Annotated in this window: 9 protein-coding genes; 5 read left to right on the top strand and 4 right to left on the bottom strand. The window is 65.3% G+C overall.

The window, feature by feature from the left end:
- Window positions 1–375 precede the first annotated feature (375 nt).
- From AB0D28_RS25740 to AB0D28_RS25720, 5 genes are all read left to right on the top strand, one after another.
- On the top strand, window positions 376–699 hold the full coding sequence (locus tag AB0D28_RS25740; RefSeq protein ID WP_084213234.1) for a hypothetical protein: 324 nt from the start codon (window positions 376–378) through the stop codon (window positions 697–699).
- Window positions 700–1,478: 779 nt separating this feature from the next.
- Window positions 1,479–1,688: a helix-turn-helix domain-containing protein gene (locus AB0D28_RS25735; RefSeq protein ID WP_030504821.1), complete on the top strand. Its 210-nt coding sequence runs from the start codon at window positions 1,479–1,481 to the stop codon at window positions 1,686–1,688.
- A 3-nt stretch (window positions 1,689–1,691) separates the two neighbouring features.
- Window positions 1,692–2,903 carry a site-specific integrase gene (locus AB0D28_RS25730; RefSeq protein WP_357389789.1) on the top strand — a complete coding sequence of 404 codons (1,212 nt, stop codon included), beginning with the start codon at window positions 1,692–1,694 and terminating at the stop codon, window positions 2,901–2,903.
- Between the two features lie 1,010 nt (window positions 2,904–3,913).
- The gene (locus tag AB0D28_RS25725; RefSeq protein ID WP_357389787.1) at window positions 3,914–5,914 is read left to right on the top strand and encodes a hypothetical protein; all 2,001 of its coding nucleotides are present in this window, start codon (window positions 3,914–3,916) and stop codon (window positions 5,912–5,914) included.
- A 388-nt stretch (window positions 5,915–6,302) separates the two neighbouring features.
- Window positions 6,303–7,262 carry an HNH endonuclease signature motif containing protein gene (locus AB0D28_RS25720; RefSeq protein ID WP_357389785.1) on the top strand — a complete coding sequence of 320 codons (960 nt, stop codon included), beginning with the start codon at window positions 6,303–6,305 and terminating at the stop codon, window positions 7,260–7,262.
- A 101-nt stretch (window positions 7,263–7,363) separates the two neighbouring features.
- On the opposite strand, the gene AB0D28_RS25715 is transcribed toward AB0D28_RS25720, so the two are convergent.
- Genes AB0D28_RS25715 through AB0D28_RS25700 form a run of 4 tightly spaced genes read right to left on the bottom strand, consistent with a single transcriptional unit; the run spans window position 7,364 to window position 14,998 of the window.
- Complete coding sequence (locus AB0D28_RS25715) at window positions 7,364–8,470, bottom strand: AAA family ATPase (RefSeq protein WP_357389783.1); 1,107 nt, start codon at window positions 8,468–8,470, stop codon at window positions 7,364–7,366.
- Entirely contained in the window at window positions 8,467–10,275 is a 1,809-nt protein-coding gene (locus tag AB0D28_RS25710; protein ID WP_357389781.1) for a DUF1998 domain-containing protein, read from the bottom strand. Before AB0D28_RS25710 ends, AB0D28_RS25715 begins: the two co-directional genes overlap by 4 nt.
- Window positions 10,272–13,415: a helicase-related protein gene (locus AB0D28_RS25705; protein ID WP_357389779.1), complete on the bottom strand. Its 3,144-nt coding sequence runs from the start codon at window positions 13,413–13,415 to the stop codon at window positions 10,272–10,274. Before AB0D28_RS25705 ends, AB0D28_RS25710 begins: the two co-directional genes overlap by 4 nt.
- On the bottom strand, window positions 13,412–14,998 hold the full coding sequence (locus AB0D28_RS25700) for an NERD domain-containing protein (protein WP_357389792.1): 1,587 nt from the start codon (window positions 14,996–14,998) through the stop codon (window positions 13,412–13,414). The genes AB0D28_RS25705 and AB0D28_RS25700 overlap by 4 nt, the downstream gene beginning before the upstream one ends.
- Window positions 14,999–15,011 lie beyond the last annotated feature (13 nt).

The raw sequence follows: 15,011 nt of genomic DNA, 5'->3' as shown, positions 1-15,011 counted from the left end.
ACCCGCTACGACAAGTTAGCCGTCCGCTTCCAGGCCGTCCTGACCATCACCATCATCTGCGAGTGGCTCTGACCGGCTTATGAAACACGCCCTAGACCCACCACCGGCCACCTCATCAGACGCGGATACCTCGCCGCCGCCGTCGGCGGATCAACCGCCGCCGCCCTCTACGGCCTCGCCACCGGCACCGCCGTCCAGTTCGGCTACGAGCCATACCTGAAATGGACCCTCGGCTCCGCGCTCCCCCTCGCCGCCTGCGCGGCGATCATCGCCGCCACCGCTCCCCGCATCGCGGCTCCGCACCTGTCCAACTGGCTCGCGCGCACCCGTCCGGCGGCCCTGCCCGCCGCCGTAGCCGCCACCGGCATCTGCCTCATGCGCGCGGCGATCACCCTCACCCCACCGGTCGACCTGACCGGCATGCCCGGCCTCATCGGCAGCGCCGGAGCAGCACTGCTCGGCATCGCCACCGCCCTGACCACCAGCCGAAGCCGCACCACCCGCACCATCACGGTCCCCGGCCTCGCCATCGGCTACGCCATCGTCTTCACCAGCGACACCAGCAGCGCCCTGCTGGTCGGTTACCTCGTCGCCCTCACCTGGTGGGCCGTCCAACTCGCCGCCTACACATTGCGGCTCGCCTACCCCGGCGCCGGGCAGGCATTGCGCCGACTCGCGGGCAGCAGCCACACAGCCTGACGAGTCGTCAGAGCAAACACCGGCGCCAACCCTCGGGACTCACCGCTGTCCGGCCAATGACGGCGCCACCGGCGTGAGCACCAGGCAGCGCTCCAACAGATGACGGCCCGCCGAGATCGGCGGGCCGTCCATTCAATCCAGCCAGCCTGCCGAGCCTCTCGCTCGGCGGGCCAGCCACGCATGCCCTCTGACGCAAGGAGGTCACCGGTTCCACGCGCCCGGATATCGCAGACCACGACCAGCACCAACCCACACATCAGCCTGACCGAAAGGCAACTGACGATGAGAACACTCCAGAACTTCCCAATCTGCATCGAGATGACCGGGCGCACAAGCACCGCGACCCGGATCGCACGTTTCCACACCCAGCTCGGTACGGGGACGCACCGCGTCTCGCAACTGGCGAGCGAGGGCTCGACTGACGCCCTCTGCCCGCCATCCAGCGGTCCGCAGGACCAGGGGGACGCCGTCCGTCCGCGATCGATACAGAGCCTGCGATGCCTCTTCGAGGACAAGCCCAGCCCTTGGCTTGACCCCTGGGGGACACGACGGATGGATAGACGGCCACAGCTGTCAGATGCCGCACCCGCGGGTCGTAGCGACGACCCCGTTCACCCCCGGCCCCAGCAACGCCGGGCCAACGAAAGGAAGCACGATCCATGCCCGCCCCGACCCCGAACCGGCCCGGAATTCAGACCAGGTGCCGACGCACGCCGGCCGACTGCCAACCGCACGACGCGGCGCTGGCAGCCCGGTTCGACCGACGTCCTGGACGGGCGATGAACGGCCCCGCCGCCTCCGAATGGCGGCCAGACCCACTCCTGACCATCGACGACCTCGCGGCCTGGTTGGGCAAGCCCAAGAACACCCTCTACGCCTGGCACAGCCGAGGCAAGGGCCCTCGCGCCATCCGCGTCGGCAACACCCTGCGCTACCGGCGCAGCGAGGTCGAGCGCTGGCTCGAAGACCACACCGACGCGGAGCGGTGAACCATGGCCCGACCTGAACTGGCCATCGGCACCTCCGGAAAAATCCGGATCGAGAAACTCGGTCCGAAGAGATTCCGGGCACGCGCCCGGTTCCGCGACTACGACGGCATCACCCGCGACATCGAAGCCACCGACACCACAGGACCGGCCGCCGAACGGGCCTTGAAGGTCAAACTCCGCGACCGTGCCACCCCCACCGACGACGAGATCACCCGCGAAACGCGCATCAGTGCCCTCGCCGAACTGTGGGTCGAAGAGATCACCGCCGAGGAACGCATCGCGCCACAAACCATCCACCGATACGCGACCAGCGTCCGCACCTCGATCCTGCCCGCCCTCGGCAACCTCCGAATCCGGGAAGCCAGCGTCGGACGCCTCGACCGGTTCCTGCGCGACATCGCCAAGGACCGCCCTTCAGCCGCCAAAGGCGTGAAGGTCGTCCTCAGTCAGATGTTCGCTCTGGCCGTACGCCACGGCGCCATCCCCACCAACCCGGTCCGCGACACCGGCCGACTCCGCAAACCCCGCCGCACCGTCGTCGTCCTGTCCGCCGAGCAACTCCAAGCCGTCCGTACGGCGATCCGCGAATGGCAGCGACCTATCCCTGGTAAGCCCGGGCCTCGGCACCGCGGCGACCTGGCCGACGTCGTCGACCTCATGCTCGCCACCGGCGCCCGTATCGGCGAGATCCTGGCCCTCCGCTGGGAGGACCTGGACCTCGCCGCCGAACGACCAACCCTGACGATCTGCGGAACGCTGGTCTTCATCAAGAGCCAGGGCTTCTTCCGACAGCCCTGGACCAAGAGCGACGCCGGCTACCGGAGGGTCGTCCTCCCCCGGTTCGCGGTCGGCATGCTCATGGCCCGCAAACTCACCGCCGCGGACAACCCCCACGACGCGATCTTCGCTTCCCGACGAGGCACCTGGCTCTCCCCCAACAACGTCCGCCGTCAGTGGCGCCAGGCCCGCGCCGAAGCCGACCTCGACTGGGTCACCCCGCACACCTTCCGAAAGACCGTCGCCACCCTCATCAAGGAGGAGATCGATACCAAGAGCGCGGCAGCGCAACTCGGGCACTCCAGCGAGGAGGTCACCGACACCTACTACATCGCCAAGCCGGTACAAGCCCCAGACGTGTCCGGCATCCTCGAACGGCTCGGCAGCCACCCGAGCAACCAAGGATCGCCGTCAGGAGAGAACGATGCACACCGATGACGAACTTGGTTGCCGCACCGCGTAAACGGGGGGTTTTCGGGGGGCGGTTCAAATCTCCATCGAAGAAAATCAAAGCCCTGACCAGTGTTCCCGCTGGTCAGGGCTTTTTCTTTGTCGGGACGGCCGGATTCGAACCGACGACCCCTTGACCCCCAGTGAACTAGCAGGCCTACCGGCGGCTGCCGGACGATACCGCCTCCTGCCGAATATGCAGCTCATCGGCAGGAGGCGGTCCGAGGCAGGCCGGGCTCTACCGGGCCGTCCCGGGCCGTCCGTGAGACGATCGTGAGATCTCACGGCCGGCCCGACTGCGCAGCAGCGCTGGAGAACTGCACCAGCGACCCTCCGCCGCCGAACGCTCGTTCATCGACTACCACCCGTCATCTCAGTGAACGCTCGCAGATGCAGCCGTGCCGCAGCTCTGTCGGCAAACCAGGCGAGGAAGTCGTTGTCCGCATCAACTCCGGCGCGAACGGCGTCACACCAGTCCTATCGATCGACCAGCGGCAGGCCGCGCAGATGCTGCTCGACATCGTCGACCGGCTGCACGCCCTGCGTCCCGGGGCCGGTGCACTGGCGGCAGACACTCTCGGTCAAGTGGCGTTACACCGTGACCGCACTGGTCGAGACGCTGCCCGCCGACGACCGCCGACAGCTGACCGAGCACCTGCTAGGGCGCTGGTGGCCGACGCGCTGGTGGCTGCGGTGACCCGGGCGCAGGTAGTGGCCCTGCGGTCCTTCCTCGCCGAGCTGGACTGGGTCCGTGGCGTCGACCCACCGGTGTCGCTGAGAGCGCGAGATCCTGACCGTCTTGCAGGCTCTGGCTGACGCGTCAGGGCACGGTGTCGTCGTGACCCTTCAGCAACCGTGAACTGGGCGGAAGTCACGCATTGCTGCACGTCATGTCGGCCCGGCGTCCCACGCGGCGTTCCCGCCATGCGGCGTGTTGGTCAACGCATGTCTCCGAGTGTCTGATGCATGTGCATCGACGGAACCACTATCCTACGGTCGTGACCTCCACTGTGGCCGTTAATCAGTCCTTCGCCGCCTTTGATCCGCTGCAGGTAAAGGGCCGGCTAGAAAACAGCCTGGCAGCGCAGCGGGCCCTGAGGCGTGAGATCGAGAACATTTTAAGCTCGTACGTAGGATGGTACGACCCATTCTGCGAGCTAGTCCAAAATGGGCTAGACGCTCTGGAGAAACGGGCACGCGACGAAGAGTTGGCGGGAACAAGCGGCAACTACTCACAACAGCTGCGCATTATTGTTGACCTGGACGAGAATCAGTTGACAGTCTCCGACAACGGATGCGGCATGACCTATGAAGAGTTTCAGCGTTTCCTAGCGCCGAACTTCTCATTCAAAGAGGAAGCCACATCGCGTGGCCATAAAGGTGTCGGAGCGACGTACCTTGCCTACGGGTTCAATTATCTCCGAGTGCACACCCGAGGGCTTGGAAATGAGTCTTGCGGACGGATCCTAGGCGGCCGCGCATGGCTGAAAGGGCCGAGCAGCAGCGATGCTCCGCTCGTTGAACCCGATCCAAATCCCGACATCGATGACAGCTTCCGAGAGATGGATCGAGGCACATCTGTAACCGTTCGCTTCGACGGGCAAACGCAGCCGAGAAAACTAAGTTGGCTGTCTGCCAGAAACGCAGAAACATGGCTTACTATCCTGAGGGTGAAGACCGGGATCGGCTCTGTAGAACCGGCGTCGGACAAGAAGGTCGAAGTGGTTTGCATCGCCGGTGGGGAAATCTCGACTTCAACCACTGGCGGCATTTCTTATCTCTGGCTGCACGAGGAGAAGAGCAAGTCCGCTCGCATCAGAGATGTAGAGCAGAAGGCATCTGAGTTCTTCGAGAAATATGGGCCTTCAAAGCCGTTGCCGAACGCATATCGGCAGCTTGACTTCATATATGATGAGTATGACCCAATCGACTGCAAGAGAATTCTTGCCCCTGACGTGTTCACAGAGCACCAGGAGGTAATCGAAACACACAAGCCGACCATACGGGTTGAGTATGGCTACACCACCAAGCTCTGGAAGGTGTTCAACGAGAAGTTGGGCGTCCGAGGCAACATGCAGGTGCTGAAGGCAGGAATTCAGCTTGCTGCGAACGGGATGCCGCAGGGCGACGTAATTCAGGTTCCCTTAACCAGGTATACCGGTCGACAGAATCAGGTCCACCTCCTCATCCACTTTAAGAACTATACCCCGGACCTTGGCAGAAAGGGCTTCGCCAAGCCGCTTGTCGATTTCGCCACCGATGTCGCTGTTGCAATTGTCCAAGGGCCAATCACGCGGCTACGCTCCAGCATGAAGCGTGACTCCGGCATCGCCCCCGATCTCGATCGAGAGCTTAAGCTTGACGACTGGAAAGAGGAGATGATCAAACATGAAGCAGCTTCACCCCTCCTTCTTTCTTCTGAACACTTCTTCGCCCCAACGAAGCGAATTAGCATCACCTCCACCCCTACGCGTGAGCAAGATGCGATCGCCCTGTTTCATGAGATCATTTCCGGCGGGGTGGTGCGCGGCCTGTCCATCATGTCGACGAACGAGCGATTCAAGTACGACAGCCTTTTCCGGATCAATTTTCAGCACGATCGCGAGTTACTTGAATTCGACGAGGACAGCAATCCGCTGGGCATCGATGCACAGGTGCTTGATGGACTTCACGGAAAAGTTACTCAGCCCAAGGTGCTGGAATACAAATATTCTGTCGATGGTCTACTCAACGACCTAGATGCACAGGAAAAGAATCTCAAGGACATCGATCTGTGCGTGGCATGGAAGATGGGCGAGCAGTGGCGGGAGAGATTCGCAGTCACTTCCCTTCTGCTGCCGGAAAACGTATCTCAGCGTGAGTACCATGGAGTAACCCACGTTCTTCAAGATCCTGACTCTGGCGCACGTCACTGCGACCTCATTATCCTCGAAGACCTCGTGTCACTTCTCATGGACGCCCCAAGAACGCACGAAGTGCAAAGAGCGAACTACGAGTGAGCGGCGGCGCCCCTCCAAGAGAAACCATGTACTACTAAACGCCAATGTGCGCTGGCGATTGTACAGCCAGACCTTGCTCGTGTCACCGACTCTCCTCAGCATTCGCGCAGCTCGCAGCGCATTGGGTGGAACGGGTGACGCCCGCTGAGGTTATCCCACGTGGCGCAGTCGGTCCGTGCCGGATTGTGACTGACATGGAAAACATATACGGGCTGAGTTCAGCCGTTGGACCGTTCGATGGGTACACCGACTATCTGGCCCATGCTCATGATCACCACGCCCGCTCCGGCGGTCCGGCTCCGATCATTGCTCCGACCGTCTTCGGCGGGCCGGGCGAGTGTCGCAACCGTCAGATAGGTTCTCTCCCGCGCACGAAAGGGAGGCGACTGTGGCGGTGGATGCTGGTCTGCCCAGGGCATGGCTGATGCTTGCTGTCGGTGCGGATCGACAGCACGGCGGGAACGACGGCTACGACGACGACCCGGACGCCCACTACAGCTGGGACAGCACCGTTCCGAACGCCCGGACCGTGGCCGTTGGTGACCGGATCGTCCTGTGGGACAGGGAGGCAGTCATCGGCGCCTCCCTGATCGAGGAGATCGAGACCGGCCACGCTGAGAAGATCCTTTACCGGTGTCCCCGCTGCAACAGGGCGGACATCAAGAGGCGTAAGCGTCAATCACCGCAGTTCAGGTGCTTCCCGTGCTCGGACACCTTTGACGTTGCCACCACCCGCGTGGAACGTGTCGAGACTTTCAGGTCGCGCCACGACGCCAACTGGCTCGACCTCGGCCGCTGCCTGGACGGAAGGACTCTGCGCAGCCTCTGTGTCTCCCCGAAATCCCAGCTGAGCATGCGTCCGCTCGTGTGGGACGCTTTTGTCAAGGCACTGCGCAGTGCCGGCAGGGGAAGGGGTGCAACTTTCCTCGAGGACGCAACCCGGTGGGTCCAGTCACGTCCGGAAGGCCATCGACCGGCGAGAGTGCGCGTCCGCGTGGGTCAGCGTGGGTTCAGGCAACGCCTACTTGCGTCCTTCGGACCGGTATGCGCTTTCACCGGTCCCGGCCCCGTTGCGGCGCTGGAAGCGGCGCACCTGTACAGCTACGCAGCAGTCGGCCAGCATCACGACGATGGCGGGCTGCTCCTGAGACGGGATATTCACCGGCTCTTCGATCAGGGGGACATTGCCGTAGACCCGGGCACCCTCACGATCAGCCTGCGGGATGAACTGGCCAGATACCCGGCCTACACGCCTCTGCAGGGCCGGCCGCTCGCGATCAGGTTGGATCGCGGACAGATCGGCTGGATAGAGAAACACTGGCGGCAGCACCGGTCCGACTTCTCCTGAACAACCGCCGCCCGCACAACTTGGATCGAGGTAGACGTTGCCGGTGTACGTATCTCCTCACCGGGCCGTTCGAGATGCAGACAGGCCACGACCACCAGCACTCAGGGCGTGTATTGCGACAGGTCCAGCAGATGCTTCGGTAAGGCGTCCACGAGCGCCGGCTCACCCACTCCCGAATACATGAAGGTGAGGTGACGCCGCGCCCGTGTGACGAGCACGTACAGGTTCATCCGCATGCTGTCGCTGGCGACGTCGCCGGGAACGGTCTGGAGTTCCGGGACCACCACCGAGTCGAATTCGAGACCCTTCACGCTCTGCCAGGTGATCAGCTTGATCCCAGGGCCGCTGAAGGCGGGATCGGAAAGAGTTCCGGTACGGCGTCCGCTGACGTAACCCTGCAACGGATTGACGGTGCGTTGGTTCAACTGATGGTGGTAGTAGAACAGGTCCCTGCTGCGGTGGGACACCACGCCGATGGTCTCGTTCGGGTGCTGCTTCTCCTGTAGGAGGAGCTGGTCAGCCACGTCGGCCTTGTGCGGCACCCTGATCAGGCGAGGTGCAGGACCGTCCGGCAGCAGGTCCGTGGTCCTGCTGCCGGGGCAGAAGTGTTCAGCGAGGTCGCGGATCTGCCGACTGTTGCGCACAGTGCGTGGAAGGGCCACAGGCGGCTTGGTTCCTGCCGCGGCGACGATCTCTCGGAGGGTGCTCTGACGGAGCCCGATGCGTTGGTTCTCGTCGGCGAACACGGTCACCGACGAGGACAGGGCTCCGAGGGCGAGGTAGAAGTCAGCCGGCATGTCCTGGCCCTCGTCGACGACGAGGTACGGCCGTTGTTCCATGACCGGCGGATCGCTGACGATCTTGGTCAGGCAGGCCATCCAGTCGATGTCGTACCGGTCGAGCTTCGGCGGGCTCCGGCGGTAGTGCTTCTGCCAGAAGGCGTGGAGCCATTTGTGGTAGGTGGTCGCGACATCAGCCGCTCCGATCTGCGCCACTGCGGCGCGCGTGTAGGCAGACAGCACCTTGCTGTACATGAGCATGACGGTCGGTCTGCCTGATCGGTGCAGGGCCGCTGCCCGGTAGATCGCCGTGATGGTCTTGCCGGCCCCGGGACTACCGGTGACGAGGTGTGACTCCTCGAACGGCAGAGCGAGAACCTCCCGTTGAGCGGGACTAAGGTCCAGCAACGGCGGCAGTAGCAGAGTCACGTCGTGGCCGCCTGCACGGCGATGAGCTCGGCGAGGGGGTCACGCATGAACCCGTATTCGTCGTCGATCACGAGAGTCCGGTCCAGGAGCACGTTGCCCATGGTGCAACTGGTCTCGGGGACGAGCGCGCAGGCGTGGCAGGCCGCCATCGAGAGTCCGGCCGGGCCCTGGGCTTTCGACTCCCGGCACACCGGATCGAGCGAGCACCATCGGGCGGCGGCGAGGGTGGCGGCGAGGGTGGTGACGAGCCGCTCAGCCTGGCCGGATCGGGCGAGCCCACCGAGAGTGCCTTCGGCATCGCCGGCAGCGGTGTAGATCAGTACTCCGGCCATCGATGTGTCGGCATCCGGAGTGCTCGCGTAGATGCGTTCGCGCAGCGACGAGGAGGGATAGCCGGCGTCGAACGTCAGTTGCCGCATCAGAATATGGGCGATGGTGTGCAGAAGGATGAGTCGGGGTGTGGGTGTGCTCTCGATCCACCTGGCGTGCATGCTGCCGGCGAACCGCTTGTGGAGTGTGGCGGCGTTGCGCACCACCGGGGTCTGCAGTTCCCACCGCCGGAGGTTGTCCTCGTCGAAGACGATGAAGATGCCCTCGCCGTACACCTCTACGGCGGGTAGGGACGCACTGCGTGTTCCGAGGTCGGCCGGAATACGGACATCCATGGTGTGACGGCGGAAGCCCTTCAGAACCCTGACCTCGCGCAGGCGGTCGACGAGAACGATGTCGGAGATGGCCGACTTCATCTGATCGACGACGGGGTCCAACCGGCCGTGCCCCTCCGACGCCGGGAACGGGGTGCGCCGCGTGATGAAGCGGTCGTCCGGGTGGTGTCCGCCCCTGGGGTTGGTCAACGCATGCCACTCGCGCTCCGCCAGCTCCTCGGAGGTGCCCGAGCCGGCCTGGGCGCCGGTGACGCCGAGCCGGTCGTTCAGGATGGCGGTGACCTGTTGCTCCTTGACGTTCTCCTGCTCGGCGATCATGCGGATCAGGTGTTCACGGATACCGCTCTCGGGTTCCTTGTGGAGTAGAAGGAAGTACTGGTTCTGTTCGACCCGCGCAGCCGTGCCGCCCCAGGTGACCCAGTCGGAATCGGGCGGAAGGTCGATCGCGGATCCGGTATCCGGGAAGTAAACGCTCGATGCACCCCGCTGCAGGACCACGGGTGTCTGATCGCAGGTCACCGCCTCGGTATCACGCTGCCAGGGCTGCCGCCCGCGGCACTGGATGTTGATGCGTCCGAGGGCGCCGGGCGACGTGAGGTCCGCGAGGTTCCTGTCGGCCCGGCAGGTCCGGCACCGGACCCGGAGTGACTCCAGTCCGCCGCCCACGGTCGTCAGGTGATCGAACTGCAGCTCGGCGCGCCCGCACTGGCGTTGCTCGCGTCCCCGGCCGCCCCCGGAGTGGGCCCACCGCACCCAGGGGACGTCGTCGAGATGGCCGTTGCCGCACACCGCCACAAACCTCATAGGTACCAGCTGGGGATTACGTTTGCAGTGCTGGCAGCGGGGTATTCTCCCCGGCTGCTCCCGGCGGACGCTCCACTGCGTCATCGTGCGGCACGTGCCGCAGAACAGCCACTGCGGGAAGCGGTAGTAGGGTAGCCCACCGTCGCGCGGCGCCGGGGGAAGGCGTAGCTCCTCGACGCCGAAGTGTGCCGCGATGCGTGGGGCGGCCAGAGTCATCCGCCGCCCCTTCCAACGGGTTACGTCCTCCGCGACGAAGGATTCACCCAGCATGTCCACGATGGCGCCGACGCCGAACGGTGAGAGAGCCTGCATACGCCGCAACCGACGGTCCGTCACTGCCCCTCCCCCCGCACCAGCACCCGGGCGTCCGTGTCGACGTTGCGCATGGAGTCGAGTGTCGGCCATCCCGGCCCGGGCTTGTCGAACTGCCTCAGCAGCTGGATACGTTCACGCCCGCCGTCGGTATATCGGAGCCCTCCCAGCGGATGTGCCCGGTCGACGAGGCCGGCCCAGTGTTCCTCTAGCTGTTCCACGTGTCGTGCGACGTCGGCGGCCTCGTCCGGATCCGCGGCCCGCGCGCGCGTGATGAACTCCTCCACCAGGGCCCGCCAGGCGGGATCCTCCGGGTCGAAGGCGGCGGCAGAGCGGTCGTCACGCCAGATGTGCACATGGCGGGCCAGGATCACAAGTCCCGCATGCAACGCGCGGGTGCGGGCCGGCACCGAGAACGGTGTCACCGACGTGGGTTCGACAACCCGGTAGAGGGAGGTGTGGTACGGGATGAACGACTCGTAGTGTGAGCGGTCGCGGGGCTTGGACGGCGAGTAGAGGGTGACCACAAGGCCGGGGTGGCGACGCCCGACCCGGCTCGTGGCCTGGATGTACTCGGCGGTCGTCTTCGGCTGGCCGACGACCAGCATGAGGCCCAGTCGCGGGACATCGACACCGACGGAGATCATGTTCGTACTGGGCACAAACGACACCGCACCTGGCTGTCCGCGCTCCACGAATAGCCGCTGAAGGTGACGCGGGATGTCCGCCGGGGGAATGTTGCTGGTCAGTTCCATGATCTCGGCATCGTCGAGGTCACGTCGGTCGTCCTCGGCAGGTGCGATGACGCCGAGCCGCGCGGGGATGTCGTCGTGTGCCAGGGTGACCGTCTTGCCGAGTTCGCGGAGGCTGTTGTGATAGGCGACAAGGGTCCAGTAGGCATCCGCGGACCGCGGTCCGAGCGGTAGTTCGATGGGAGCGTTGAGCATCGCCGCCGAGAGGTGGACCATCGCGGTCAGAGGTGTGTGCCCCTGGGGCATGACCCCGGCGTAGAGCCGGCCGGGTCGGCCGTGGTCCGATCGGACGAAGTACGAGTCCTCCGCGTCGAGGCCGGAGGGCGGAAACAGGGCGATGGGGCGTCCGAAGACGCCGCGGGACTGGGCATCGGCGCGACGGATGGTGGCGGTGGAGGCGACGATCTTGGGGCGGGCGCCGTGACGGGTCATCGCCACGTCGAAGGCAGCCTCGTAGAGCCCGACGATGGTGCCGAGCGGCCCGGAGATGAGATGGAACTCGTCCTGGATTATCAGCGCCGGACCGGGATCGGCGCCGGCGCCGATGAACACGCCCGCCCGCGGTTCGCGGGTGAACCGGGCGAACTTGTCCACGGTGGCGACGAGCAGCGTCGGCGGATCCGCGTAGAGCGCGTCATCGACGGACGCGACCGGCAGCGATCTGTGGAAGTCGCAGTCGACGTTGGGGCAATTGATCCGGAAGCTGTTGTTGTCGGCGCGCACTCCCCACGCGTCCTCCGGGGCATCACCGGTCGGAAGGATCTGGGTGCCGCACCAGGGACAGCGTTCGACCTGGAAGCTTTTGGTCGTCGGCTCGCGATTCCTCACGGTCTGCAGCAGGTCGGCCGCGTCGGCGAAACTGTTCGGACTGTTGTTACCGCCGACCCAGATCCCGATAGAGACCGGCCGGGTCCCCAGTTCTTCGACGCGCTCCTGCCGGATCAGCTCACAGGCACAGATCAGGGTCGCTGCCCTCTGGAACTGCTGGGCCGTTAGTAGTCGCAGTGTGTAACGGGTGATGACAGTGGTCCCGGCGCCGGCGTCCCCGAGCGTCAGGCGCCGGTGGAAGACGGTGAAGGCGACCAGGCCGAGATACGCCTCGGTCTTGCCACCACCGGTGGGAAACCAGATCAGGTCGACGAGTTCGCGATCATCATGCTCCGTGTCGACGATGGAGGGCAGGGACAGGAGCACGAAGGCCAGCTGGAACGGTCGCCAGCGGCGCTGCGGGTCGTCGTACTCGGGCGCGGCGGGGAGACGGTCGTTCCAGGCGCGGCCCGTGCCGGCGAATTCAGGCCCGCCCCGGATCATCTGCATCAGCATGGCCCTGTTCGCAAGGACGAAGGCACGCCGGGCGGTGGGATCCCGCTGGAGCAGCTCCACACCCTCACGCATCCGGCCCCGGGCGCGATCGACGCGTTCGAGGAGCCGGTCAGCCGCCGCAACGAGGGGCTGCGCGAGCTTGTCCCGGCGTGTGTGGTTGCTCCGGGCCCAGACGTCGTAGTCGTCCACGAAGTTGTACAGCCTGCTGATGATTCCTTCCGTGTCCCGCTCGAGCCCGGTGAGGAGATTCAGACTCAGTACCTCCTGGTCACCCGGCAGTTCGAACGCGACATCGGGGACGACGTGGCTGGGCACGAAGGTCGTCTGCACCGACGTAGCGAGGTCACCTTCCGCATGCCAACTGGCGGCGGCGCCGTGGCCCAGGGCGAACACAGGAACCTTGCGGTAGAGGAGCGCGAGTTCCTCTTCCTCAGGGTCCGAATGGAGTCGCAGTGTCGACGGATACGGGGTTATGGCGCCCTCGACCGGGCTGCACCCTAGCGTCACCTGCAGCAGACAGTCAGCGGGGTCGAGTTTCCCCTGCTCCGACAGCTTCCGTTCATTGACGAGCGATACCGTGACCAGTACGCCGTCGCCGAACTCCCGCCAGACGACCACAACGGAGGCGTCCCCGTCGAACAGGTGGTGCTCGGTCCGCCGTCCCCTTGACGGCGGCTCGACGTACAGGGCGGCGCTGCCGGTTGCAGCCATCGGCTGACGTCGCCACGTCTGCCGGTCCTCACGCAGGTAGCGGGCGGCTGTCACCTCGATCCGGAGGGTCGACCTTCTGGAGATGACGAAGCTCAGTCCTACCGAGCTCGGCATCAGTTGCCCGGCCAGCGCCACGGGATCCTCGTCGCTCTCGGCCTCGTCGTTCGATCCGACGGCTGGATTGTCGTCCACGATGTCGTCATCGTGCGTGTCGAGGGGTACTTCACCGGGAAAGAGAATGCCGGCCAGGTAACGGCGGTCCGGTCGCTCGGCGAGAACCTCGTCCTCGCCGTACCAGGGACCGACAAGCTGCCGGCGGAGGTAGTCCAGGACCGAAGCCCGGTCCTCCGAGCCACTCTGAACGGGCGTCGATGTCACCGGTCGTCCTCCTGCCCCTGCTCCTGCCCACCGGCAGCCATCCAGAGTCCCACTCTCGCGCGTGTCATTCCTACGTAGAGGTTGCTGATCCGACGGGGATCGACCGGGCCGATGTCGGCCAGGAGGATGAACCGGCTCTCCAGTCCCTTGAAGTCCTCGATCCTGGCGAAGGCGATCCGGCCCCGTGCAGGTTTCCGCAGCGTGTGCAGGTCCAGCACGTCGATGCGGTGTCGCCAGCGGGCCGGCAGGTCGGCGAACAGGGAATCCGCCAGGGGCAGCGGTGACAACAGAATGATGTCCGTGTTCGGGATCCCGTTGTCGTGGAGCCGTTCGAGCTCTGCGGCGGCTGCCGCGGCCCGACGGGAGCGGTCCGGTTCCTCGACCACCACCACCGCGGGTCCTTCCCCCGCCGATGAGACACCGGTGTCCGCTCCGGTCATCTGCTGAGTCGACGTGACGATCTGCCGCGTGTTGCGGCAGTTGTCCTGCAGCCGCACCTGCGTGGGCCGTAGGGATCTGAGATATTCCAGTGCCTCGTCGTCGCAGGAGCCGACGAGACCACGCTGGTTGTTGCTGTCGAGCAGCATGTACCAACTGCCGTCGGCGAGGCCGCCGGCAAGCCTGCTGTCCAGGTACGACAGGTCGGCGAAGTTGATCAGGTCCTGTGCCTCGTCGACGACGACGGTATCGAAGGTCCCCTCGCTGCCGCCCGCGAGGTTGGCGAAGGGCACGACATGGACGTCCTGCATTCCGGGTTGGTGTCGCACGAACCCGGCGACCACCTGGCTGCGGCAGGTGAACAGGGTCCGTTTGCCGCTCGCGGCCGATCTACGGGACATCTCGGCTGCGAGCATCGTCTTGCCCGTGCCCGCGCCGCCCTCGACCAGTAGCCGCGGGTTGTCTCCCACGTAGTCGAGCGTGCGGTACTGGCTGGCGGTCAGGGCGACGAGGTCGGCCTCCGCGTCGGTGACGATCTGGCGCAGCGTGGGAACGGCGTCGAAGTCCGGCCGCAGGGCCTGCAGTACCTCCCGCAGGAGAGGTTCCTCGAGCACGGCCCGACGTCCTCCGGGCTTGGCCCGCCAGTAGTCCGCCATCCGGCCCAGGCTGCGTTGCAGGCCGTCGGTGCGGTCGAGCTGCCGACGGTCGATCAGGGTCTCCTCGTCCCACTCGACCGAGGGCTGCTCAGGTAGTCGGCAGTCCGGGCAGACGACGGCGAAACCGATGGGGATGTCACGCATCGTCTCGCGGCCGAGGCGGTCCTCGAGACGGCGCTGCAGGGTGAACATGGCGCCTGTCGCCTGCGCGAAAGGGCTCTCCCTCCGCCGTCGCTCCGTGCCGGTGCGGTCGCGGTAGGTCCAGACACCGTTGGCGCAGCCGACGTAGCCGCCCTTGACCTCGATGACGTACACACCGCGTCGTCCCGCCACCACGAAGTCGATCTCGCTGACGCGCTTCCATCCGTGCTCGGGAAGATTGAGGCTGTGCAGGGCGAAGCTCCATCCAGCATCCACAAGTTTGAGACGTCTGTAGATCTCGGCCTCGGCGGCACTCTTCATCGACGGGGAGATCGGCTCAGGAACCATCCGCACCCGCAGG

This window comes from Micromonospora sp. NPDC048169, from assembly GCF_040652815.1.
Taxonomy (GTDB): Bacteria; Actinomycetota; Actinomycetes; order Mycobacteriales; family Micromonosporaceae; genus Micromonospora.
Note: the sequence above shows the minus strand (reverse complement) of the source record. Positions and strands in the feature narration are given on the sequence as shown.

What these genes read in the sequence shown, in the direction of transcription:
- AB0D28_RS25735 (WP_030504821.1), top strand. Translation starts at nt 1,479, where the DNA reads ATGAACGGCCCCGCCGCCTCCGAATGGCGGCCAGACCCACTCCTGACC.
- AB0D28_RS25700 (WP_357389792.1), bottom strand. Translation starts at nt 14,998, where the DNA reads ATGGTTCCTGAGCCGATCTCCCCGTCGATGAAGAGTGCCGCCGAGGCC.
- AB0D28_RS25730 (WP_357389789.1), top strand. Translation starts at nt 1,692, where the DNA reads ATGGCCCGACCTGAACTGGCCATCGGCACCTCCGGAAAAATCCGGATC.
- AB0D28_RS25740 (WP_084213234.1), top strand. Translation starts at nt 376, where the DNA reads ATGCGCGCGGCGATCACCCTCACCCCACCGGTCGACCTGACCGGCATG.